Here is a 23,565-nt window from a genome sequence, read left to right as displayed (position 1 = left end):
GTCAGGAGACCTGCGACTCGCCCGGCGACAGGGTCAGCACGTCCACGCCGGTCTCGGTGACCGCGATCATGTGCTCCCACTGTGCCGACAGCTTGCGGTCCTTGGTCACCACGGTCCAGCCATCCGGCAGCACCTTGTTGTAGCGGGTGCCCTCGTTGATCATCGGCTCGATGGTGAAGGTCATGCCCGGCTGCAGCACCAGGCCCTGGCCCGGGCGGCCGTAATGCACCACCTGCGGTTCATCGTGGTAGACCTTGCCGATGCCGTGGCCGCAGTACTCGCGCACCACGCTGAAACGCTCGCCTTCGGCATAGCTCTGGATGGCATGGCCGATGTCGCCCAGGGTCGCGCCCGGACGCACCGCGCGGATGCCGCGCCACATGGCTTCGTAGGTGGTTTCCACCAGGCGGCGGGCCATCACCGACGGGGTGCCGACGAAGTACATGCGGCTGGTGTCGCCGTGCCAGCCATCCTTGATGACGGTGACGTCGATGTTGATGATGTCGCCATCCTTGAGCACCTTCCCTTCGCTGGGGATGCCATGGCAGATGACGTTGTTGACCGAGGTGCACACGGTCTTCGGGAAGCCGCGGTAGCCGACGTTGGCCGGAACGGCGCCCTGCACGTTCACGATGTGGTCGTGGCAGATGCGGTCCAGTTCCTCGGTGGTGACACCGGGCTTGACGTGGGGGGTGACGATGTCGAGCACTTCGCTGGCCATGCGGCCGGCGATTCGCATCATCTCGATTTCCTGCGGGGTTTTCAGATTCACGCTCATGGCCCCCATTATCGCCGATCCGGCCGCAATCTGAACGAACGCCACCCAACTGGCGATCCGGGCCATGCACGGTTCCGGCAAGGAAAGTGAAAGCGTGATCGCCGCCCCCCTTTCGCCTCCCTGTTTATCACGGAATACAGACACTTACGCCTCCTAAGCTGGGGTCACCGTCGCCGAAGCGGTGCCGAACGTGCCGCCTTCGCCTTGTTCAACGGACCTTCGGGTCAGGGAGGTTGTCCATGCGATCCGCGCTTCGTTCCCCGCTTGCCTGGGCCCTGGCCGGGGTCCTGCTGTCCGGCCCGGCCCTGGCCGCAGACACCACCACCTTCAATGTCACCCTGGTGGTGACCAAGGCCTGCACGATCACGGCTGCTGCCGCCACCAACGTTGACTTCGGCACGGCGGCCTCGACCACCGCGACCCCCACCCTGGGCCAGGGCACGGTGACCGCCCAGTGCTCGGCACTGACCCCGTACACGATTTCACTGAATGCGGGTGCCAATGCCAGCACCGCCAATGACGTCACCACTCGCCGGATGAAGAACACCAACGCCGCGGTGACCGCCAACAACTACGTCGGCTACCAGCTCTACCAGGACGCCGCGCACACCCTGGTCTGGGGTGCCACCTCCGGCACCAACACGCAGGCTGGCATCGGCACCGGCCTGGCCGTGCCCTACATCGTCTACGGCCAGATCCTGAACCTGAGCACCAACAACCCGGCGACCGGCAACTACCTGGATACGGTTACCGCCACGATCACCTATTGATGGAGCACGCCCGCATGGCCGGACCCCGCCCGTGGCGCGCCACCGGCGTGGCGCTGCTCGTCCTGAGCCTGGTATTCGCCGCCCCGGTCGAAGCCACCAGCCTGCAGGTCGCCCCGACCAGCCTGCAGCTGGAAGCGCGCCAGCGTGCCGGCGAGCTTTGGCTGACCAACAGTGGCACCTCGCCGGTGAAGCTGCAGGTTCGGGTGTTCCGCTGGGTGCAGCAGGACGGCCAGGAGCAACTGTTGCCCACCGATGAACTGGTGGTCACCCCGCCGATGCAGGAACTGGCTGCCGGGCAGCAGCAGCTGGTCCGGGTGATGCGTCCGGACAGGACGCCACCGCCGGCACAGCAGTACTACAGGCTGATTGTCGACGAGGTGCCCGACCTGGCCACCCGCGCCGACGGCATGCAGTTCGTGCTGCGCTATTCGATACCGGTGTTCGTGCAGCCCGCCGCCGGCAAGCTTGCGCCGCAGCTGCAGGCCCGCCTGGTGCAGTTGCCCGATGGCCGCAACGGCGTCGAGGTGGCCAACGCAGGCAACAGCTATGCGCAGATCGCCGATCTTGCGCTGGGCAGCCCCACGCGCCCACGCATCGTGCATCCCGGACTGCTGGGTTACGTGCTGCCCGGGCAGGTGATGCGCTGGCCGATCGAGCGCACGGCGATCGACCGCGACAACGACCAGATCACGGCCAAACTCAATGGCGAGTCGGAACAGACGCCGCTGTCGCCCCCATCGGCTCGCTGAGGCGTTGATGGGCGCGCTGCTTGCTGCCCTGGCTCCTGCGGCGACCCAAGCCGCCGATGTGTCCGGTGCAGCGGCTACCGCCACCGCCGATGTATCAGGCATCTCCGCCGATGCGATGCTGCCACCGCCCACACCGTTGACCGCCAACCAGACGCTGTACCTGGACGTTTCGCTCAACAGCACCCCACGCGGACTGCTGCCTTTCATCGAGAACCGTGGCCGCCTGCAGGCCAGCCCCGACGTACTGCGCCAGCTCGGCTTCAACGCCCACGGCGATGCACCGGTGTACCTGGACCAGATCAGCGGCGCGGTGGTGCGCTATGACGCACGCCTGCAGACCCTGGCGCTGGACGTGCCACTGGACCAGCTGACCCTGCCAACCACCGTGCTCAGCCGCCCGCAGACACGCGCGCCCGCAGGCAGTGCCTCACCCGGACTGCTGCTCAACTACGACGTGTATGGCAGCCGGGTGGATACGCTGGGCAACCTCAGCCTGAGCTCCGAACTGCGCCTGTTCGGCGTCGGCAACGGCACCTTCGAAAACACCGCGGTCAGCAGGCGCTACCAGCAGCCTGGCGACCGTCTCTGGCGAGGGGAGAGCGTGCGCCTGGATACGCGCTGGAGCCTGGATTTCCCCGACCAGGCGATGACGCTGGAGGTCGGCGATTTCTACAGCGGCTTCGTCGACTGGACCCGTCCGGTGCGCCTGGGTGGCCTGCAGATCGGTCGCAACTACGGCCTGCAGCCCTATCGCGTGCTGACCCCCACGCCCAGTTTCCTCGGCCAGGCGGTGGTGCCGTCCACGGTCGAGCTGTACGTCGATGGCCTGCGCCAGTACAGCGGCCAGGTCCCGGTCGGCCCGTTCCAGCTGGCCGCACAGCCGGGGATCAGCGGCACCGGCAGCGCACAGGTGGTGGTGACCGATGCGTTCGGCCGCATGCAGACCCTGGATTTCAGCTTCTATGGCACCCAGCAGCTGCTGGCCAAGGGCCTGTCGGACTGGTCCGCCGGCATCGGCCACCTGCGTGAGGACTTCGGCCAACGCTCCTTCGCCTACGACGACCGCACCGTGGCCAGTGCCAGCTGGCGCGGTGGCATCAGTGACACGTTCACCGGCGAGGCTCATGCCGAAGGCGGTGGTGGCCTGGCCCAGGCCGGCATCGGCGGCTGGTGGCTGCTGGGTGGCGCGGGCGTGTTCAACGCCGCCTATGCGCACAGTGACTATCACGGCCTGCAGGGCGGGCAATGGGCACTGGGCTACAGCTGGAACAACCGCCGACTCAACGTCAATCTGCGCACCGTGCGCAGCCATGGTGATTACCGCGACCTGGGCGCACTGCAGGGCAACCTGCCGCCGAGCATCAGCGAACAGGCCACGGTCGGCGCCGACCTGCTGCGGCTGGGCACGCTCAGCGCCAGCTACCTGCGCCTGCGCTACCCCGATGGCGAAGACAACCGCTACGCCAGCCTGTTCTGGTCGCGTACCTGGAGCCAGCGCTGGTCAGCCTACCTCTCGGTGAACCAGAACCTGGACCAGAGTGATGACCGCAGCATCTATCTGTCGGTAACCGCCAGCCTGGGCAACAACCGCCAGGCCAGCCTGTCCAGCCAGCGCAATGGCGACAGCCAGACCTGGGTGGCCGACGTCACCCAGCCGGTGCCCGGCGATGGCAGTGCAGGCGGCATCGGTTGGCGCGCGCAGGTGCGCCACGGCGAGGACGGCAGTGGCGGCCTGACCGAAGTCGGCATCCTCAATGACGTCGGCCGCTACTCCTTCGGGGCCTCGCGCCAGGGCGGGCTCAACTATGCCTACGGCAGCGCCAGTGGCAGCCTGGTCTGGATGGGCGGGCACGCGTTCGCCACCCGCGAGGTCTCCGATGCATTCGCGGTGATCAGCACCAATGGTGTCGGTGGCGTGCCGGTGCGGCTGGAGAACCGCCTGATCGGCGTCACCGATGATCGTGGCCTGTTGCTGGTCAGCCCGCTGCTGTCCTGGCAGCGCAACCGGGTCTCGATCGACACCCTGGACCTGCCCGAGGACATGCGTGCCGACCGCATCGAGGACTGGGTGACGCCGCGCCAGCGCGCGGGGACCCACGTGACATTCCAGTTGCGCTCGCGGCCCTCTCTGAGCCTGACGCTGCAGAGCATGGACGGGCAGCCGCTGGAAGTGGGCAGCGAAGTGCAGTTGCCCGGCGGACGCCAGGCCACGGTGGGCTATGACGGCCTGCTGTATCTGGAAGACGTCGCTGCCGGCAGCGTGCTGTACATCACCACCAGCCGCGGCCAGTGCCGGGTGAAGGTACCCGAGCCGCCCAAGGTAGTGGCGTCCGGCGCCCGGCCGAAGCCGGCACCGCTGCCGTGCATCCCGGAGGTGGCGCCATGAGAGTGCTGCTGCTCGGCATGCTGCTGTTCGCCGGCCTGCTCGCGGCACTACCGGCCCAGGCGACAGCGGTCTGCACGGCAACCGCGAACCCGACCCTGCCGTTCGGCAACATCAACAGCAACGCTCCCGGCCCTACGGCGGCGACGCTGAACATCACGGTGACCTGCACCACCGCCGCACTGAGCCTGCTGGCCACCACCGGCGTCCGCGTCTGCGTGGGTGTCGGCGCAGGCAGTGGCGGCGGCAGCAGCTCCACCTTCCGCAAGATGTCCACCTCCACCAGCGACACCATGAATTTCCAGCTCTACAACAACGCCAGCTACGGCCAGGTCACCGGCCTGGTGCCACGCGGCACGCCGCCGGCGCAGGAACTGACCATGAGCTACAACGTGCCGCTGCTGACCGGCGGCAGCGGTGCGCAGTCCGTGCAGCTGTTCGCGCAGATCCCCGCCAACCAGATCCTCGCTTCGGGTGCTTACAGCAGCACCTTCAGTGGCGCCAACGTGGTGCTCACCTGGGCCTGGAATGAAGTCCTGCTCGGCAACGCCACCGTGCCGGCCGCCTGCAACGGCGGCGCAACCGGCACCAACAGCGCCAGTGCGGCCTTCAGCTTCACTGCCACTGCCAACGTGCTGCCGCAATGCGGCAGCTACGTCACCACCAACATGGACTTCGGCAACGTCACCGGCAGCATTCCCGCCAACATCGACCGGACCGCCACGCTCACGCTGACCTGCCTGAAGAACACCGCCTACCAGATCAGCCTCAACAACGGCCAGAACAACCCCGCCGCCTCCACCACCCGGCGCATGGCCACCACCATTGGCAGCGGCACCTACTACCTCCCCTATGAGCTGTACCGCGACGCCGCGCGCAGCCTGCGCTGGGGCAATACCCTCAATGTCGATACCGTTGGCGGCACCGGAAGTGGCAGCGCGCAGCAGCTGACCATCCATGGCCGGGTGCCGCCGGTCACCGGCCAGCCCCCGGCCGGTACCTACAACGATCTGGTGCAGGTGACGATCACTTACTGACCTGTGTGCCGACCAACGGTCGGCATCCACCGGGATGGGTTTGGAATCGTCGGCACCCACCGGGGTGGGTTCCGGTAGATCCACGCCGTGCGTGGATGCGCGCATCCCTCCTGCGCCAGGACCAGTCGACTGGCAGTCGAGCCTACAGATTCGGCCGATCCGGCCGATACCGCGCAACGGGTCCTACAGTACGGTGGATGGCAGGTGGTTCGCGCACTTCTGATCGGGGCGATGCTGGTCGCCAGTACGCCCGCGTGGGCCGATCCCGGCAGCACCTCCCTGCAGATCCGGCTGACTGTGGTCGAGGGCTGCAGCAGTGATGCCGGCAACACCCGATGCACGGCACCGCACCGGCGCAGCGACGCGCCCGAGCTTCCGCAACAGATCCGCGACCTCGCGCCGCCGGCCGACAGCGACGACGCGGCGCCTGCCGTGACCCTCATCTACTGATGCGCATCCTGCTGAGCCTGCTGGCACTGCTGCTGGCACTGCCCGCTGCGGCGCTGGACCTGGTGCCCACCACCCTGCAGCTGCCCGCCGAAGGGGGGCACGGCGAGCTGTGGCTGTACAACCCCGGGCCCGGCCGCTGGCAGGGCGAGGTTCGGATCCTGGCCTGGGAACAGCAGGTCGATGCGGAAAAGCTGCGGCCCAGCGACCAGATCCTGGCCAGCCCCGCCCGGCTCGACCTCCCGCCCGGCACCCGTCAACGCATCTGGCTGCTGCCTCGGGAGACGTCGCCCGTTGCCGTCGAGCAGGCCTACCGGGTGATCCTGAGCCCCAGCGGACCGGACCTACCACGCTACTCGCTGCCCTTGTTCCGGGGGCATGCGGCGCCCCTGGCGCGGCAGGACCTGCATGCCGGGATCGAATCCGGCACGTCGCAGCCCCTTCTGCGACTGCATAACGCAGGCACGGTACACGCCCGCCTGCACGATCTTGCGTTCGTCGCCGGCGATGGCCGTCGCACCCTGCTGCTGCCGGGACTGGCCGGCTACCTGCTGGCGGGCCGGGAACGCCGCTGGGCCCTCCCCGTCCATGCCGACGGCTATGCCGGTGGCCATTTCCAGGCCCGGCTGCAGGACGGCCGCGTGGTCGATCTGACCGCGCCGGCCCCGGCAATTGCAGCGAGCGCTCCCAGCGGGCTATAATCGACCGGATTCCTGCCGCCTGCGTGCGCGGGAGACCGTCCACACCGGACGTCACCGGTGAATCCACACCTGCTGCCCCCATCCGTGCCGGGGTGCTCCGCAAGGAGTTCGGCCACGGAGGCAACAGGGAAGCCCAACCCCGGAACCATCCGCGCTTCCACGCGTCCCGCACACCTATCCCGCGGGCGGAATCGCCGGTTCCATATCAGGAGTATTGCAATGCCCCAGGTCACCATGCGTCAGATGCTGGAAGCCGGCGTCCACTTCGGCCACCAGACCCGCTACTGGAACCCGAAGATGGCTCCGTACATCTTCGGCGCCCGCGGCAAGATCCACATCATCAACCTGGAAAAGACCGTCCCGCTGTTCAACGATGCGATGAACTTCATCTCGTCGGTTGCCCAGAAGCGCGGCACCGTCCTGTTCCTGGGCACCAAGCGCAGCGCCCGCGAAACCATCAAGGAAGAAGCCGAGCGTTGTGGCATGCCGTTCATGAACCAGCGTTGGCTGGGCGGCACCCTGACCAACTTCCGTACCGTCAAGCAGTCGGTTGCCCGCCTGAAGGAACTGGAAGCCGGTGAAACCGACGGCACCTTCGAGAAGCTGGTCAAGCACGAAGTGCTGGGCCTGCGTCGCGAGCGCGACAAGCTGGAAGCCTCGCTGGGCGGCATCAAGGACATGAACCGTCTGCCGGACGCCATCTTCGTGATCGACATCGGCCACGAAGACATCGCGATCAAGGAAGCCAAGAAGCTGGGCATCCCGGTCATCGCCGTGGTCGACACCAACTACAACCCGGAACTGGTTGATTACGCCATCCCGGGCAACGACGACGCCATCCGCGCTGTGCAGCTGTACGCCCGCGCCGCTGCCGACGCCGTGCTGGAAGGCAAGGCTGCTGCTCCGCACGCTGCTTCGGTGCGTGAGGAAGAGTTCGCCGAAGCTGCTGCCGAAGGCGAAGAGAAGCCGGCCCGCCGCGCTCCGGCCAAGAAGGCTGCCAAGAAGGGCGACGACGCCCAGGCCTGATCCAGGCCCCGGGGTGGACGCCCGGCGTCCACCCTCCCTGCGCGCAGCCTTTGACGCGTGACAGGACCGTGTCACACGGGCCGGCCACCATGCCGGCCCAACCCCTTTCTTTCGTGAGGTAATCCCGTGGAAATCACTGCTTCCCTGGTCAAGGAACTGCGCGAGCGCACCGGCGCCGGCATGATGGAATGCAAGAAGGCTCTCACCGAAGCCAACGGCGACATCAACGCTGCTGCTGAAGCCATGCGCAAGTCCGGCGCTGCCAAGGCCGACAAGAAGGCTGACCGCGTGGCCGCCGAAGGCCGTCTGGGCCTGGCCCAGGATGGCGGCAAGGCCGTGCTGGTCGAAGTCAACTCGGAAACCGACTTCGTCGCCAACGATGACAACTTCAAGTCCTTCGTCAATGCCGTCGCCGCTGCCGCCCTGGCATCGGGCGCCAACGACGTCGAAGCCGTGAAGGCTGCCAAGCTGGCCGATGGCCGCACCGTTGAAGAAGCCCGCGCCACCGCCGTGCAGACCCTGGGTGAAAACATCCAGATCCGTCGCATGGTGAAGGTTGATGGCAACAACACCATCGGCGCCTACGTCCACACCAACGGCAAGGTTGGCGTGCTGGTCGACCTGGTCGGCGGCGACGTCGAGCTGGCCCGTGGCCTGGCCATGCACGTGGCAGCCCTGAAGCCGCCGCACAACAAGGCTGCGGACGTCCCGGCCGAGTTCGTCGAGAAGGAAAAGGAAATCGAGCTGGCCAAGATGTCCGAAAAGGACAAGGCCAAGCCGGCCGAGATCCTGGAAAAGATCATCAGCGGCAAGATCAACAAGATCGTCAGCGACGTGACCCTGTACGGCCAGACCTACGTGCTGGGCGACACCACCGTCGAGCAGGTGGTCAAGGCCGCTGGCGCCGACGTGGCGGGCTTCAAGCTGCTGATCGTCGGCGAAGGCATCGAGAAGGTGGTGGAAGACTACGCCGCTGAAGTTGCCAAGGCGATGCAGGTCTGATTCCAGCCTTCCGGCTGTGAAGCGACCAGAAGGAGCCGCGGGAAACCGCGGCTCTTTTTTTATGTATGGGCCAAGGGATGAACCCATGCCCCATCGGTTGGTGCGCACAACCGGCACCTTTGCGTTGCGCGCGAATCAAGCCGATACTCGGCGCAGGGAATCCACAGTCACATAGCAGGAACGAAAATCGCGGACTGTGATGCATTCCTAGGTATTCTTGTCCCAATGGAATTGAACGACCCGACATGCCTCCCGAGCTGACAGCTGCCCTGGCGCTCTGCCGCAACCTGCCCTCGCCACCCGGTATTGCCCTGCGCATCATCGAGCTGGCCCAGGACCCGGAAGCGGACATCGCCACCGCCGCCGACATCATCGCCATCGACATGGCGCTGAGCGCTCGCATGCTGCGCATCGCCAATTCGCCGCTGTACGCCAGCCGCCGCCGCATCGAGAACCTCGGCCAGGCGCTGACCATGCTCGGCCTGAATGCCACGATCAGCCTCGCCCTCGGCTTCACCGTCACCCAGGGCCTGACCGGTGGCGGCGGTGCCGACCACGACCTGCGCCAGCGCGCGTGGAAGCGCAGCATTCTCAGCGCCCTGGCCGCCAGCCAGCTGGGCCAGGCGCGCGGCCTGCGCCGGCTGGAGGAACTGATGCTGGCCGGGCTGCTGCAGGACCTGGGCGTGCTGTGCCTGGCCCAGGCCGAATCGGAGCGCTACCTGCCACTGCTGCGCGAAGCCCGTGACAATACCGATCTGGTCGCACGCGAGCGCGAGGAACTGGGCTGCAGCCACGCCGATGTCGGCGCCTGGGTGGCCGAACAGTGGGGCCTGCCGCGCTACCTGGTGGAGAGCATCAGCCACAGCGAGGACGACGACGCTGCCGATTCGCCGTTCCAGGCCTGCGTACAGCTGTCCGGCGCTGTCGCCGACATCTGGCTGGACGAAGACGCCGATACCGCCCGCGAACGCGCCCTGCACCAGGTGCATGACCGGCTGGAACTCGACAGCGCCCGTTTCGACCAGGTGCTGACCCGCATCAGCGATGCCCTGCCGGATATCGCCAGCCTGTTCGAGGCCGGCCTGAACTCGCCCTCGCGGGTCCGTGAGCTGATCGACCACGCGCAGGAACTGGCCACCCTGCGCAACCTGCGCGAGCTGCAGGATGCCGATCAGGCACGCCGCCGCGCCGACGAATTCGAGGCGCGGGCCAAGCGCCTGGCCGACCAGGCCCACCGCGACGCCCTGACCGGCGTGCTCAACCGCCGCCAGCTAGAGGCGGTGCTGGAACAGGAGTTCCTGCGCGCCGGGCGCCAGGGCTGGCCGCTGTCGGTGGCCTTCATCGACCTGGACGACTTCAAGAAAATCAATGATGCCCACGGCCACCTGACCGGCGACGAGGTGCTGCGCGCCTTTGCCGGCAAGCTGCAGGGCCAGCTGCGCAACAGCGACACCGTGGCCCGCTTCGGTGGCGAGGAATTCGTCGCGCTGCTGCCCAACACCAGTGAATCGGTGGCGCTGGACGTGATCCGGCGTGTGCTGGCCAACATCGTCGCCACGCCGATGGCCGAGCTGGAGGAAGGCCCGCTGTTCGTCACCTTCTCCGCCGGCGTGGCCACCCAGGGCGGCTACGAACGCTTTGCCGACGTGCAGGACCTGCTGCGCGCAGCCGACGATGTGCTGTACCGCTCGAAGAACCTGGGCCGCAACCGGGTGATCGCCCGCTCCCCCGGCGCCCTCGGCCACGACGAGCTTTCAGCCACCGCCGGCGCCGAGCTGGGCTGAACGGGACGCCCCGCGTGAGCGGGGCGGACGGCAGGATTTCGCGCCGCAGTGCACAAAACACTTTGGCCCAACGCCGCATGCGCGTAGAATCGCCCGCGATTTCCACGCACCCGAGGTCCCTATGTCCAAGCTCGCCTATCGCCGCATCCTTCTGAAACTGTCCGGGGAGGCGCTGATGGGAGATGAGGACTACGGCATCGACCCGAAGATCATCAATCGCCTGGCCCGTGAGGTCATCGAAGCCCAGCAGGCCGGTGCCGAAGTGGCGCTGGTGATCGGCGGCGGCAACATCTTCCGCGGCGCCGGCCTGGCCGCTGGCGGCATGGACCGGGTCACCGGCGACCAGATGGGCATGCTGGCCACGGTCATCAATGCCCTGGCCATGCAGGACGCTCTGGAAAAGCTGGGCGCCAAGGCCCGCGTGATGAGCGCGATCAAGATCAACGACGTGTGCGAGGACTACATCCGCCGCCGCGCCATCCGCCACCTGGAAAAGGGCCGCCTGGTGATTTTCGCCGCCGGCGTCGGCAGCCCGTTCTTCACCACCGACTCCGGCGCCGCGCTGCGTGCGATCGAGATCGGTGCCGACCTGCTGCTGAAGGCCACCAAGGTCGATGGCGTGTACGACAAGGACCCGAACAAGCACAGCGACGCGGTCCGTTTCGACAGCCTGAGCTACGACGAAGTGATCCGCCGCGGCCTGGAAGTGATGGATACCGCGGCCTTCGCACTGGCCCGCGACAGCGACCTGCCGATGCGCGTGTTCGACATGGGCCAGCCGGGCGAGCTGCTGAAGATCCTCAGCGGCGCGAACATCGGCACCCTGGTCCAGGGCCGCGACCCGGCCTGAGCCTGAGCGCCAGGCGAGCTCCGGGCCGATTCTGGCCCGGCAGCGTCCCGTATTCGCCTATAATCGCCCGATTCCAGTTACACCCAGGACCGGGCGATGCTCAACGACATCAAGAACAACGCGCAGACGCGCATGGCCAAGAGCATCGACGCTCTGAAGCACACCCTCACCTCGATCCGCACCGGCCGCGCCACCCCGGCCCTGCTGGACCGCGTCACGGTCAGCGCCTATGGCAACGCCAGCACCCCGCTGAACCAGGTCGCATCGATCTCCAACGCCGACGCCCACTCGCTGCTGGTCACGCCGTTCGACAAGAGCATGATCAAGGAGATCGAAAAGGGTCTCTACAACGCCGAGTTCACCCCGAACACCCTGGGCACCGCGATCCGCATCAACATGCCGCCGCCGACCGAAGAGCGCCGCAAGGAGCTGGCCAAGCAGGTGCAGAAGGAAGGCGAAGGCGCCAAGATCGCGATCCGCAACATCCGTCAGGACGCGAACAAGGAAATCGCCAAGCTGGTCAAGGACAAGGCGATCAGCGAAGACGAGAAGAAGCGCGGTGAGGACGACATCCAGAAGTTGACCGACACCAACATCAAGGACGTCGACAAGGTCGTTGCCGACAAGGAAAAAGAACTGCTGTCGGTCTGAAGTCGATGCCTTCAGTCCCGCCTCCGTTGCCGGCCGCCCTGCCCCGCCACATTGCCATCATCATGGATGGCAATGGACGCTGGGCACAGCAGCGCCGTCGTCCGCGCGTGATCGGCCACCGGGCCGGCGCGCGTGCGGTCAACCGCACCATCGAGCGCTGCCTTGAGCTGGGCATTCCGGCGCTGACCCTGTTCGCGTTTTCCAGCGAGAACTGGGGCCGGCCGCAGGAAGAAGTCGATGCGTTGATGAAGCTGTTCCTCGGCGCGCTCGACCGCGAAGTGGACGAGCTGCATCGGCGTGGCGTGCGCGTGCGCTTCATCGGCGAGCGCGAACGCTTCGGTGCCGGGCTGGTCAGCCGCATGCAGCTGGCCGAGCAGCGCACCGCAGACAACACCACCCTGACCCTGTCGATCGCCGCCAGCTACGGTGGCCGCCAGGACATCGCCCGTGCCGCGCGCGCGCTGGCCGCTGAAGTCGCCGCCGGCCGCCTGCTGCCCGAACAGATCGACGAATCGCTGCTGGGCAGCCAGGTCGCCCTGGCCGACCTGCCGCCACCGGACCTGTTCATCCGCACCGGTGGCGACACCCGCATCAGCAACTTCCTGCTGTGGCAGCTGGCGTACACCGAGCTGTGGTTCACCGAGGCACTGTGGCCAGACTTCGATCCCGCCCTGCTGCAGCAGGCGCTGGACGCCTACGGCAGCCGTGAGCGTCGTTTCGGCCTGACCAGCGCCCAGATCGCCGCACTGGCCACCGAGACTTCCAGCCCATGACCAAGACCCGAGTCCTTGCCGCGCTGATCATGGCGCCGGTCGCCATTGCCGCGATCCTGCTGCTGCCGACCCAATGGCTGGCAGCGGCGGCCGCTGCGGTGCTGCTGATCGGCCTGTGGGAGTGGCTGAAGCTGGCCGGCATTGAAGACACCCTGGCGCGCACCGTGCTGCTGGTACTGAACCTGCTGCTGATGGTGCTGCTGGTGTGGGCCGATGGCAGCACGCTGGTGCTGTTCCAGATCACCACATTGGCCGGTGTTGCCTGGTGGTTGGCGGCGCTGGTCTGGCTGCGCTTCTTCAATTTCGGCGCGCAGCCGTCGGCACCCTCGCGCATCGTGAAGATGCTGGCCGGTACGCTGGCCATCGTTCCGGCCTGGGCCGCGCTGGTGCTGATCCATGCGGGCGGCGATCCGCCGGGCAAGCAGGGCCACCTGTGGCTGCTGGCTGCGCTGGCACTGGTCTGGGCGGCCGATTCGGGCGCCTATTTCGCCGGCCGTCACTTCGGCAAGCACAAGCTGGCCCCGCGCATCAGCCCCAACAAGACCTGGGAAGGCCTGTTCGGCGGCCTGCTGGCCGGTGTCGCCGTGGCCGTCGGCCTGGGCTGGCTGGCCGGCATCGATACCGCACACCTGCCGGGCCTGCTGATCACTTCGGTGGTGGCCGTGTTCGCCTCGGTGCTGGGTGATCTGTTCGAAAGCCTGATCAAGCGCCACGCGGGCGCCAAGGACTCGGGCCACCTGATTCCGGGCCATGGTGGCGTACTCGACCGTGTCGACGGCGTCCTGGCTGCAGTGCCGGTGTTCGCACTCGGCAAGGAAATCTTCGGGTTCTGACCATGAATGCTGTCGCAGACCTGCGCCGGGTCGCCGTATTCGGCGCCACCGGCTCGATCGGTGCTTCCACGCTGGACGTGATCGCCCGCCACCCGCAGCGCTACCAGGCCACCGTGCTGGCCGCCGGTCGTCAGGTGCAGGCGTTGCTGGCACTGTGCCGCCAGCACCGGCCCGCGCACGCGGTGATCGCCGACGAATCGCTGTTCGCTGAGCTGCGCGATGGCCTGCGCGATGCCGGACTGGCCACCGAGGCGCATGCCGGCCATGCCGCGCTGGACCAGCTGGCCGCCAGCGATGCCTGCGACACGGTGGTCGCCGCCATCGTCGGTGCGGCCGGACTGTCTTCCACCCTGGCCGCCGCCGCCGCGGGCAAGCGCATCCTGCTGGCCAACAAGGAATCGCTGGTGCTGGCCGGTGAGCTGCTGACCCGCACCGCTGAACGCGCCGGCGCCGAGATCATCCCGATCGACAGCGAACACAGCGCGATCTTCCAGTGCCTGCGCTCGCGCGATGCCAGCGTCGATGGCGCCGGCGTGCGTCGCATCCTGCTCACTGCGTCCGGCGGCCCGTTCCGTGGCCGCAGCCGCGCCGAACTGGCCCAGGTCACCCCGGCCCAGGCCGTTGCCCACCCGAAGTGGTCGATGGGGCCGAAGATCTCGGTCGATTCGGCGACGTTGATGAACAAGGGCCTGGAAGTGATCGAGGCCCACCACCTGTTCGGCATCCCCGGTGAGCGCATCGAAGTGCTGGTGCACCCGCAGAGCCTGGTCCACTCGCTGGTCGAGTTCGTGGACGGCTCGACCCTGGCGCAGATGGGCCTGCCGGACATGCGCACCACACTGGCCGTTGGCCTGGGCTGGCCACAACGCATTGAATCGGGCGTATCCGGGCTGGATCTGCTGGCCCAGGGCCGGCTCGATTTCGAGGCCCCGGACACCGACGCCTTCCCCTGCCTGGCCCTGGCCTGGCAGGCGATGCGGGCCGGCGGCACCGCCCCGGCGGTGCTGAACGCTGCCAATGAAGAGGCGGTTTCAGCGTTTCTTCAGGGCCGGATCGGTTTCCTGACCATCCCGGAGCTGGTTGCTAACGCTCTTTCAACACTGCCGACCCAGCCAGCCGATACACTGGAGGTCCTGTTGTCCGCCGACCAGCGGGCACGCCAGCTGACCCTGAACGCCATCGACGCCGCCTGAACGACCGCCTCGCCCAGCATGACGACGCCGCCCCTGCCCGCCACTGTGAGCCTGCATGACTGACTTCATCGGATCGGTCTGGTGGATGATTGTCAGCCTCGGGCTGCTGGTCACGTTCCACGAGTTCGGGCATTACTGGGTCGGGCGCCTGTGCGGGGTCAAGATCCTGCGCTTCTCGGTCGGCTTCGGCCGGCCGCTGTGGTCGCGCCGGGACAGGCACGGCACCGAGTTCGCCATCGCCGCCATCCCGCTGGGCGGTTATGTGAAGTTCCTGGACGAGCGCGAGGTCGAAGTGCACCCGCACGAGCGCGGCCAGGCCTTCAACCACAAGACCGTCTGGCAGCGCATCGCCATCGTCGCCGCCGGACCGATCGCCAACCTGCTGCTGTGCATCCTGCTGCTGTGGGCGATGTTCGTGATCGGCAAGCAGGATTATTCGCCGACCATCGGCCGTGTCAGCGGCATCGCCGCCAGCGCCGGCCTGACCAGCGGCGACCGCGTGCTGCGCGTGGACGAGCGCCCGGTGGTCACCCTCGGCGAGGCCAGCATGGCGCTGACCGCCGCCGCGATGGACCGCCGCGACGTGAAGCTGGAAGTGCTGGACCCGGCCGACCAGGTGCGCGTGCGCAGCCTGCCGCTGTCGCAGCTGCCCCCCGGCTTCGATGAACGGCGCGTGCCGATCCTGGCTGGCCTGTACTGGCAGTCGTGGCTGCAACCGGCGCTGGTCGAGTCGCTCACCGCGGACTCCGTGGTGGCCGGACAGCTGCAGCCGGGCGATCTGATCGTAGCGATCGACGGCCAGCGCATCGACGGCGCCGACCAGGTCATCGGCGAGATCCAGACGCTGGGTCGCGCCGGCGGCCCGGGCATGATCGAGGTCCTGCGGGGCGGCGAGCGCCTGGCGCTGGAAGTCACCCCGCGCCAGGGCAAGGATTCAAAGGGCGAGCCGATCTGGCAGATCGGCGTGCAGTTCCCGACCTCGTTCAGCCCTCCCTACGACACCCTGCTGCGCTATGGCCCGCTCGACGCGGTCACCGTGGCCGTGCGCGAAACCGGCCGCCTGGCGGCCGATTCGCTGGGCATGATGGGCCGCATCGTCACCGGCAAAGCCTCGCTGCAGAACGTTTCCGGACCCGTCACCATCGCCCGGGTAGCCAACATCTCGGCCAAACGCGGCCTGGACTGGTTCCTGCAGTTCCTTGCCCTGCTGTCACTCAGCCTGTGCATCATCAACCTGTTGCCGATCCCGATCTTGGACGGCGGCCACCTGCTGTATTACCTTATCGAGTTGGTCAAGGGCAGCCCGCTGAGCGAGCGTGCCATCGCCGCCGGCCAGTACATCGGCCTGGCGTTGCTGGCCGGGCTGATGGGGTTGGCGTTCTACAACGACATCCTCGGCCTGGTCCCGCGATGAACTTTTCCACGTTGTTGCCGTCTACAGCGTCGGCATCCCGCACCAATGAAATCGACCTTCCTACCGGACGTGACATGACGCGACTCCCCAATCGCCGCCTGCTGGCCCTCGCCCTCGCCGCCGTCACCGGCGCTCCCGCCCTGGCCCAGGCAGCCGAGCCCTTCACTGTCAGCGACATCCGCGTGGATGGCCTGCAGCGCATCAGCTCGGGCACGGTATTCACCTACCTGCCGGTGGAGCGTGGCGAGACGGTCACCGACAACAAGGTCGGCGAGACCATCCGCGCCCTGTACAAGACCGGCTTCTTCGAAGACGTGCAGCTGGACCGCCAGGGCAGCATCCTGGTGGTGACCGTCAAGGAACGCCCGGCGATCAACAAGCTGACCGTGACCGGCAACAAGGACATCAAGTCCGAGCAGCTGCTCAAGGGCCTGTCCGACATCGGCCTGACCGAGGGCGGCACCTTCGATCGCCTGAGCCTGGACCGCGTGACCCAGGAACTGCGCCGCCAGTACAACGACCGCGGCAAGTACAACGTCGAGATCACCCCGACGGTGAGCCCGCTGGACCGCAACCGCGTGGACATCGCGATCGCCATCAAGGAAGGCAAGGCGGCCAAGATCCGTCACGTCAACCTGGTCGGCACCGAGAAGTTCGAGAGCAAGGACATCCTGGAGACCTGGGAGTCCAAGGAGCACAACTGGGCATCGTGGTACCGCCGTGACGACCAGTACTCCAAGGAAAAGCTGTCCGGCGACCTGGAAAAGCTCAATTCCTGGTACCTCGACCGCGGCTATGTCGACTTCAGCATTGATTCGACCCAGGTGTCGATCAGCCCCGACAAGCGCGACATGTTCCTCACCGCCGGCGTGACCGAAGGTGCGCAGTACAAGATCTCCGAGATCAAGGTCAGCGGCGACACGATCCTTCCGCAGGAGGACGTCGAGCGCATGGTGATCCAGAAGTCCGGCGACACGTTCTCGCGTGCGCTGCTGGAATTCAGCTCGGACACCATCACCAACTCGCTGTCCAACATCGGCTACGCGTTCGCCAAGGTGAACCCGATCCCGACCACCAACCGCCCCGAGCAGACCGTGGCGATCAACATGCAGGTCGTGCCCGGCCCGCGCGTGTCGGTGCGTCGCATCCTGTTCCGTGGCAACACGCGTACGTCCGACGAAGTGATGCGTCGCGAAATGCGCCAGTTCGAGAACAGCTGGTACTCGCAGGCCGCGATCGACCGCTCCAAGATCCGCCTGCAGCGCCTGGGCTACTTCGAGTCGGTGGACGTTGAAACCCCGGCCGTGAGTGGCAGCAACGACCAGGTCGACGTCGTCTACAACGTCAAGGAAACCACGTCCGGCAGCTTCGTGTTCGGCCTGGGCTACTCGCAGTCCTACGGCATGACCACCTCGGTGCAGCTGTCGCAGAACAACTTCCTCGGCGGCGGCAACCGCGTGTCGGTCGAAGCCTCGCGCAGCAGCTACCTGCAGCGCTACGGCTTCAGCTACACCAACCCGTACTTCACCGATGACGGCGTGTCGCTGGGCTACAACCTGTCCTGGCGCGAACTGGACTACTCCGACTTCAACACCGCGCAGTACAACAGCACCAATGGTTCGGCGCAGGTGGTGTTCGGCGTGCCGATCACCGAGACCGATACCGTCTCGCTGATGTTCGGCATCGACAGCAACCAGATCACCACCTACCCAGGCTCGACGCCGCAGTCGATCATCGACTACATCAACGTACTGGGCAGCAAGACCTTCCATGCATGGCGCACGGAGCTGGGCTGGGCACGCGACTCGCGCAACGACTACTTCATGCCGACCCGTGGTACCTACCAGCGCGTTGGCCTGGAAACGACGCTGCCGGGCTCGACCATCGAGTACTACAAGCTGAACTACCAGATCAGCAAGTACTGGCCGATCATGCCGTCGCTGGTCATCAACACCCGCGCCGAAGTGGGTTACGGCGACAGCTATGGCAGCGACAAGACCGCGATGGTGCCTGACGAGGCCGGCAACCTGCGTTCGGTCACAGCCAAGGGCCTGCCGTTCTACGAGAACTTCTACGCCGGTGGCACCAACTCGGTGCGCGGCTTCGAGGACAACACCCTCGGCCCGCGCGAAGTGACCCGCGGTTATCCGGAAGGCCAGCCGCTGGGTGGTTCGCTGAAGACCGTCGGTTCGGTCGAAGCCTACTTCCCGCGCCTGTTCGACAGCCCGTCGGCACGCGTGTCGGCCTTCGTCGACTTCGGCAACGTCTACACCGGCGTGGACAACTTCAAGGCCAACGAACTGCGCGTGTCCACCGGTGTGGCCCTGCTGTGGCGCGCCCCGGTCGGCCCGATCTCGATCAGCTACGCCTTCCCGCTGAAGAAGGAAGACGGCGACAAGATCGAGCGGCTGCAATTCACGTTCGGTGGCCAGTTCTGAGGAACGTCGTTCCTCAGAACTGATCCACCTCCGGTGAATTGCCCGCGCATTTCACCTATCCCCCGCGCCGCTGGCGCGCCCCCCCTTAACAAAGGGGGGCTCTCCACCAGACGGGATGCGAAGCGCCGGGCATTGCCCGGCGTTTTCGTTTTTCAGATGACACTCCACGGCATGGGCTTTTGGCCGCGCTCGCGGGAAATTGTCCAGAGGCGGCGGGTGGCCCTGGACAGGACCGTTGGCGCCATGGATGGCGCCATCGAGCACCATGGAGGGGCTTTTGCGTGTCCTGGCCAGGGCCACCCGCCGCCTCCCGCCCGTACCAGGCAGGCGCCAAGCCCTGCCCCCGCATGACCGCAATGCCGTCACACGTTAAACTCCCGCCGTGAATACTCCCACCTACACCGCCCAGCAACTCGCCGAGCAGTTCGGCCTGCAGGTCCACGGCGACCCCGCCACCGCCATCCATGGCGTGGCCACCCTCGCCCATGCCGGTCCTGGCCAGCTGACCTTCCTCGCCAACCCGCGCTACCGCGCCCAGCTGGCCGACAGCCAGGCCTCGCTGGTAGTCCTGCGTGCCGACGACGCCGAGGCCGCCCCCGGCGCCGCGCTTGTGGCCAAGGACCCGTACACCACCTTCGCCAAGATCGCCGCGCTGTTCGACATCGCGCCGACGCGCCCGCCGGGCATCCACCCCAGCGCCGTCATCGATCCCAGCGCGCAGGTCGCCGCCAGCGCGCATATCGGCCCGTTCGTCTCCGTCGGCGCACGCAGCGTGGTCGGCGAAAACTGCATCATCGGCACCGGCAGCGTGATCGGCGAAGACTGCAGCCTGGACAACGGCTGCGAACTGATCGCGCGGGTCACCCTGGTCACCCGGGTCAAGCTCGGCAAGCGGGTTCGTGTGCATCCCGGTGCCGTGCTCGGCGCCGATGGCTTCGGCCTGGCCATGGACGCCGGCAAATGGATCAAGGTGCCGCAGCTCGGCGGCGTGCGCATCGGCGATGACTGCGAGATCGGCGCCAACACCTGCGTCGACCGCGGTGCGCTGGAAGACACCGTGCTGGACGAAGACGTGCGCCTGGACAACCTGGTGCAGATCGCGCACAACGTGCAGATCGGTGCGCACTCGGCCATCGCCGGCTGCACCGGCATCGCCGGCAGCGCCAAGATCGGCCGCTACTGCCTGCTCGGCGGCCACGTTGGCGTGGTCGGCCACCTCGAGATCTGCGACAAGGTCGTGATCACCGGCAAGTCGGTGGTCCGCAATTCCATCCATGAGCCGGGCGAGTACTCGTCCGGCACCCCGTTGACCGACAACCGCACGTGGCGCAAGAACGCCGCGCGCTTCAAGCAGCTGGACGCATTGGCTCGCCGCGTCCTGGCTGCTGGCAAGGAGAAAGAATGAACGACACGCTGCAGCTTCCGATCGACGTCTGCCAGATCCAGGAACTGCTCCCGCACCGCTACCCGTTCCTGCTGGTGGACCGGGTGCTTGAGCTCGACATCGACGCCAAGCGCATCCTTGCGCAGAAGAACGTCAGCATCAACGAGCCGTTCTTCCAGGGCCACTTCCCGGGCCGCCCGATCATGCCCGGCGTACTGATCATCGAAGCGCTGGCGCAGGCCGGTGGCGTGATGACCCAGCTCACGCTCGGCCGTGACTCGCAGTCCAAGCTGTTCTACATGGTCAAGGTGGAAAACGCCCGCTTCAACAAGCAGGTCGTTCCCGGCGACGTGCTGATGCTGGATGTGCAGATGAAGCGCCTGATCCGCAACATGGGCTGGTACTACGGCGAAGCCAAGGTCAACGGTGAAGTCGTTGCCTCGGCCGAAGTCATGTGCGCCGGCGCCAAGGGCTGATCCACTGGAGGCAGGAATGACTGACAACGCACCGCGGATCCACCCGACCGCCGTCATCGATCCGGCCGCGCGCCTGGCCGATGACGTCCAGGTGGGCGCGTTCACCCTGATCGGTGCCGATGTGGAAATCGGTGCCGGCACGGTGATCGGCCCCCACTGCAGCATCCACGGCCCGACGAAGATCGGCCGCGACAACCGCTTCATCGGCCACGCAGCCGTCGGTGGCGAACCGCAGGACAAGAAGTATGCAGGGGAGCGCACCGAGCTGGCGATCGGCGACCGCAATGTGTTCCGCGAGTTCGTCACGCTGAACCGTGGCACCGGCGGCGGCGGCGGCATCACCACCATCGGCGACGACAACTGGATGCTGGCCTACACGCACGTGGCGCATGACTGCCATGTCGGCAACTTCTGCGTGTTCTCCAACAACACCACCCTGGCCGGCCACGTGACCGTGGGTGACTACGTGATCATCAGCGGCTTCGCCGGGGCCCACCAGTTCTGCCGGATCGGCGCGCATGCCTTCCTCGGCATGGGCGCGCTGACCAATGGCGATGTTCCGCCGTTCACCATGGTCGGCACCGATTCGTTGGGCCGCCCGCGCGGCATCAACAGCGAAGGGCTGAAGCGCCGCGGCTTCGACGCCGAGCGCATTTCTGCCATCAAGCGTGCCTACCGCACGCTGTACGTGGCGGGCCTGCCACTGGCCGAAGCCAAGGTGCAGCTGACCGAACAGGCGCGCGACAGCGATGACGTGAAGGCCATGCTGGACTTCATCGAGCACGCCGAGAGGCCCTTGCTGCGATGAGCAGCACGACCGGCCAGGCGCCGGCCGGCGCCGCCGTGATTCCGCTGGCCTCGATGGCCGGCAGCGTCCCCGCGCAGCGGGTGCTCAGCGAGCGCCCGTTGCGGATCGCACTGGTGGCCGGTGAGGCCTCTGGTGATCTGCTGGGTGCGGGCCTGGTGCGCGAACTGAAGGCACGCTTTCCAAATGCCGAATTCGCCGGCATCGGTGGCGATGCCATGCGCAGCGCCGGCTGCCTGACCTGGCACGATGCCAGCGAGCTGGCGGTGATGGGCCTGACCGAAGTACTGCGCCACCTGCCACGCCTGCTCAAGCTGCGTTCCGCGTTCCGCCAGCGTGCGCTGGAATGGCAGCCGGACGTGTTCATCGGCATCGACGCGCCCGACTTCAACCTGGGCATCGAACGCTGGCTGAAGCAGCGCGGCGTGCGCACCGTGCATTACGTGAGCCCCTCGGTCTGGGCCTGGCGCGAGAAGCGCGCCGAGAAGATCGGCAGCAGCGCCGACCTGGTGCTGTGCCTGTTCCCGATGGAACCGCCCATCTATGCCAAGCACGGCATCGACGCGCGTTTCGTTGGCCATCCGATGGCCGATGACATCCCCCTGCAGGGCAACCGCGAGGAAGCGCGCGCCGCGCTTGGCCTGCCGACGTCGGCCAAGGTGCTGGCGGTGTTGCCAGGCAGCCGCCTGGGCGAAATCTCGCGCCTCGGTGAACCCTTCTTCGAAGCCGCCTGGCAGGTCTCCGAGCGCATCCCCGGCCTGCACGTGGTGGTGCCTGCCGCCAACGCCGCATGCAAGCGGCTGATCGAAGAGCAGCTGTCGCGCTCGGCGCTGCCGGTCGCGTACTCGCATGTGCTCGACGGCCAGGCGCGCAACGCCATGATCGCGGCCGACGTGGTGGTGCTGGCGTCCGGTACCGCGACCCTGGAGGCGATGCTGGTGAAGCGGCCGATGGTGGTCGGCTACCGTGTCAACGAGCTGACCTACCGTCTGGTCAAGGCATTCGGCCTGATCAAGGTCGACCGCTTCGCCCTGCCCAACATCCTGGCCGGCCAGGACCTGGCACCGGAGCTGATGCAGCATGACTGCACGCCGGACAAGCTGGCTGCGGCCATCCAGCAATGGTTCGACCACCCGCAGCGGGTGACCGACCTGCAGGACACCTATGCCCGCCTGCATGAGCGCCTGCGCCGCAATGCGTCGGCACGTGCCGCCGACGCCGTCGGCGAGCTGCTGATGCGCGACCAGGCCCAGGCATGAGCCGCCGCCATGCCGCAGCGGTCAGCCTGACCCTGTTCGATGGCGCGGCGGTGGTCGAGCCGGAGCGCCTGGTCGCCGGCGTCGACGAAGCCGGTCGTGGCCCGCTGGCCGGGCCGGTCGCGGTGGCGGCCGTGGTGTTCGACCCTGCACGGCCGCGCATCAACGGCCTGGACGATTCCAAGCAGCTGACCGCGGCGCGCCGCGAGCAGCTGCATGACCGCATCATCGAGCGCGCCCTGGCCTGGCATGTGGTGCTGGTGGACGTGGACACCATCGACCGTCTGAACATCTACCAGGCCACCCTGCAGGGCATGCGCGACGTGGTCGCAGCGGTCGCCCACGTGGCCGGCTTCGCGCGCATCGATGGCAACGTGGTGCCCAAGGGTCTGGTACTGCCGGCGCAGGCGCTGGTCGGCGGCGATGGCATCGACCGCGCGATCATGGCCGCCTCGATCCTGGCCAAGGTCTCGCGCGACCGCTACATGCAGGAGGTGCATGCCCGCCATCCGCAGTACGGCTTCGAGCAGCACAAGGGCTACGGCACCCCGGCCCACCTGGCCGCCCTGCGCGAGCACGGCCCCTGCGTGGAGCACCGGCGCAGCTTCGCCCCGGTGCGCGAGTGCCTGGAAACAGCGCCAGCCCCCGCGATCACAGCCATCGCTTGAACAACGGCTGCCGGGTATCGTCCGGCGCTTTCACGGCAATGTGAACGCCTCCGCTGGCGCCGGGCCATGCCCGGCGACATTCGCGCAATCGGCGCACCGTCAAGTCCTTGTCGCTTCCCCCTGCCCTCGCTACCCTGACCGGGCACT

At 67.1% G+C, this 23,565-nt stretch carries 21 protein-coding genes and 1 pseudogene; 21 read left to right on the top strand and 1 reads right to left on the bottom strand.

Annotated features, from left to right (window positions below; all coding sequences use genetic code 11):
* Position 1: 1 nt before the first annotated feature.
* Positions 2-844: a type I methionyl aminopeptidase gene (gene map / locus N7573_RS01955; RefSeq protein WP_080291753.1), complete on the bottom strand. Its 843-nt coding sequence runs from the start codon at positions 842-844 to the stop codon at positions 2-4.
* Positions 845-1,017: 173 nt separating this feature from the next.
* Between map and N7573_RS01950 the strand changes: the two genes are divergently transcribed.
* The 21 genes and pseudogenes from N7573_RS01950 to N7573_RS01850 all read left to right on the top strand — a co-directional run bounded on the left by N7573_RS01950 (position 1,018) and on the right by N7573_RS01850 (position 23,418).
* Positions 1,018-1,548 (top strand): spore coat U domain-containing protein, encoded by a 531-nt coding sequence (locus N7573_RS01950; RefSeq protein WP_032127934.1) that lies wholly within the window; start codon positions 1,018-1,020, stop codon positions 1,546-1,548.
* Positions 1,548-2,297, top strand: coding sequence for a molecular chaperone (locus tag N7573_RS01945; protein WP_049399527.1), 750 nt, complete (start codon positions 1,548-1,550; stop codon positions 2,295-2,297). The genes N7573_RS01950 and N7573_RS01945 overlap by 1 nt, the downstream gene beginning before the upstream one ends.
* Before the next feature lie 7 nt (positions 2,298-2,304).
* Positions 2,305-4,683, top strand: coding sequence for a fimbria/pilus outer membrane usher protein (locus N7573_RS01940; RefSeq protein ID WP_279912332.1), 2,379 nt, complete (start codon positions 2,305-2,307; stop codon positions 4,681-4,683).
* Entirely contained in the window at positions 4,680-5,717 is a 1,038-nt protein-coding gene (locus N7573_RS01935) for a spore coat protein U domain-containing protein (RefSeq protein WP_279912331.1), read from the top strand. The genes N7573_RS01940 and N7573_RS01935 overlap by 4 nt, the downstream gene beginning before the upstream one ends.
* 231 nt (positions 5,718-5,948) lie before the next feature.
* The gene (locus N7573_RS01930; protein WP_049399532.1) at positions 5,949-6,167 is read left to right on the top strand and encodes a hypothetical protein; all 219 of its coding nucleotides are present in this window, start codon (positions 5,949-5,951) and stop codon (positions 6,165-6,167) included.
* The gene (locus N7573_RS01925) at positions 6,167-6,865 is read left to right on the top strand and encodes a molecular chaperone (protein ID WP_279912330.1); all 699 of its coding nucleotides are present in this window, start codon (positions 6,167-6,169) and stop codon (positions 6,863-6,865) included. Before N7573_RS01930 ends, N7573_RS01925 begins: the two co-directional genes overlap by 1 nt.
* A 219-nt stretch (positions 6,866-7,084) precedes the next feature.
* The gene (gene rpsB / locus N7573_RS01920) at positions 7,085-7,891 is read left to right on the top strand and encodes a 30S ribosomal protein S2 (RefSeq protein ID WP_005408748.1); all 807 of its coding nucleotides are present in this window, start codon (positions 7,085-7,087) and stop codon (positions 7,889-7,891) included.
* A 126-nt stretch (positions 7,892-8,017) separates the two neighbouring features.
* Positions 8,018-8,893, top strand: coding sequence for a translation elongation factor Ts (gene tsf, locus N7573_RS01915; protein WP_032127939.1), 876 nt, complete (start codon positions 8,018-8,020; stop codon positions 8,891-8,893).
* Positions 8,894-9,138: 245 nt separating this feature from the next.
* Complete coding sequence (locus tag N7573_RS01910) at positions 9,139-10,677, top strand: GGDEF domain-containing protein (protein ID WP_279912329.1); 1,539 nt, start codon at positions 9,139-9,141, stop codon at positions 10,675-10,677.
* Positions 10,678-10,798: 121 nt separating this feature from the next.
* Complete coding sequence (gene pyrH, locus N7573_RS01905; RefSeq protein ID WP_032127941.1) at positions 10,799-11,527, top strand: UMP kinase; 729 nt, start codon at positions 10,799-10,801, stop codon at positions 11,525-11,527.
* Positions 11,528-11,623: 96 nt separating this feature from the next.
* Positions 11,624-12,178 (top strand): ribosome recycling factor, encoded by a 555-nt coding sequence (gene frr, locus N7573_RS01900; protein WP_032127942.1) that lies wholly within the window; start codon positions 11,624-11,626, stop codon positions 12,176-12,178.
* A gap of 5 nt (positions 12,179-12,183) precedes the next feature.
* Positions 12,184-12,951, top strand: coding sequence for a polyprenyl diphosphate synthase (uppS, locus tag N7573_RS01895; RefSeq protein WP_032127943.1), 768 nt, complete (start codon positions 12,184-12,186; stop codon positions 12,949-12,951).
* Positions 12,948-13,784 (top strand): phosphatidate cytidylyltransferase, encoded by an 837-nt coding sequence (locus tag N7573_RS01890; protein WP_010486331.1) that lies wholly within the window; start codon positions 12,948-12,950, stop codon positions 13,782-13,784. Before uppS ends, N7573_RS01890 begins: the two co-directional genes overlap by 4 nt.
* 2 nt (positions 13,785-13,786) lie before the next feature.
* Positions 13,787-14,977 carry a 1-deoxy-D-xylulose-5-phosphate reductoisomerase gene (locus tag N7573_RS01885; protein WP_279912328.1) on the top strand — a complete coding sequence of 397 codons (1,191 nt, stop codon included), beginning with the start codon at positions 13,787-13,789 and terminating at the stop codon, positions 14,975-14,977.
* A gap of 55 nt (positions 14,978-15,032) precedes the next feature.
* Positions 15,033-16,391, top strand: coding sequence for an RIP metalloprotease RseP (gene rseP / locus N7573_RS01880; protein WP_032127946.1), 1,359 nt, complete (start codon positions 15,033-15,035; stop codon positions 16,389-16,391).
* A 74-nt stretch (positions 16,392-16,465) separates the two neighbouring features.
* Positions 16,466-18,829: an outer membrane protein assembly factor BamA gene (bamA, locus tag N7573_RS01875; RefSeq protein ID WP_049421648.1), complete on the top strand. Its 2,364-nt coding sequence runs from the start codon at positions 16,466-16,468 to the stop codon at positions 18,827-18,829.
* A gap of 382 nt (positions 18,830-19,211) precedes the next feature.
* Positions 19,212-20,234, top strand: coding sequence for a UDP-3-O-(3-hydroxymyristoyl)glucosamine N-acyltransferase (gene lpxD / locus N7573_RS01870; RefSeq protein WP_010486339.1), 1,023 nt, complete (start codon positions 19,212-19,214; stop codon positions 20,232-20,234).
* A complete protein-coding gene (gene fabZ / locus N7573_RS01865; protein ID WP_032128326.1) occupies positions 20,231-20,689 on the top strand; it encodes a 3-hydroxyacyl-ACP dehydratase FabZ in 459 nt (152 codons plus the stop codon). The genes lpxD and fabZ overlap by 4 nt, the downstream gene beginning before the upstream one ends.
* A gap of 16 nt (positions 20,690-20,705) precedes the next feature.
* Complete coding sequence (gene lpxA, locus N7573_RS01860) at positions 20,706-21,497, top strand: acyl-ACP--UDP-N-acetylglucosamine O-acyltransferase (protein WP_279912327.1); 792 nt, start codon at positions 20,706-20,708, stop codon at positions 21,495-21,497.
* Positions 21,498-21,589: 92 nt separating this feature from the next.
* Positions 21,590-22,753, top strand: a pseudogene (lpxB, locus tag N7573_RS01855) (lipid-A-disaccharide synthase); the annotation flags it as partial.
* Positions 22,750-23,418, top strand: a complete 669-nt coding sequence (locus tag N7573_RS01850) for a ribonuclease HII (RefSeq protein WP_279912326.1) — start codon at positions 22,750-22,752, stop codon at positions 23,416-23,418. The pseudogene lpxB and the gene N7573_RS01850, both read left to right, overlap by 4 nt.
* Positions 23,419-23,565 lie beyond the last annotated feature (147 nt).

The organism is Stenotrophomonas sp. GD04054 (assembly GCF_029836955.1).
Lineage (GTDB): Bacteria > Pseudomonadota > Gammaproteobacteria > Xanthomonadales > Xanthomonadaceae > Stenotrophomonas > Stenotrophomonas maltophilia_A.
The sequence above is the reverse complement of the archived record's forward strand: the minus strand, read 5'-3'. Positions and strand labels throughout refer to the sequence as shown.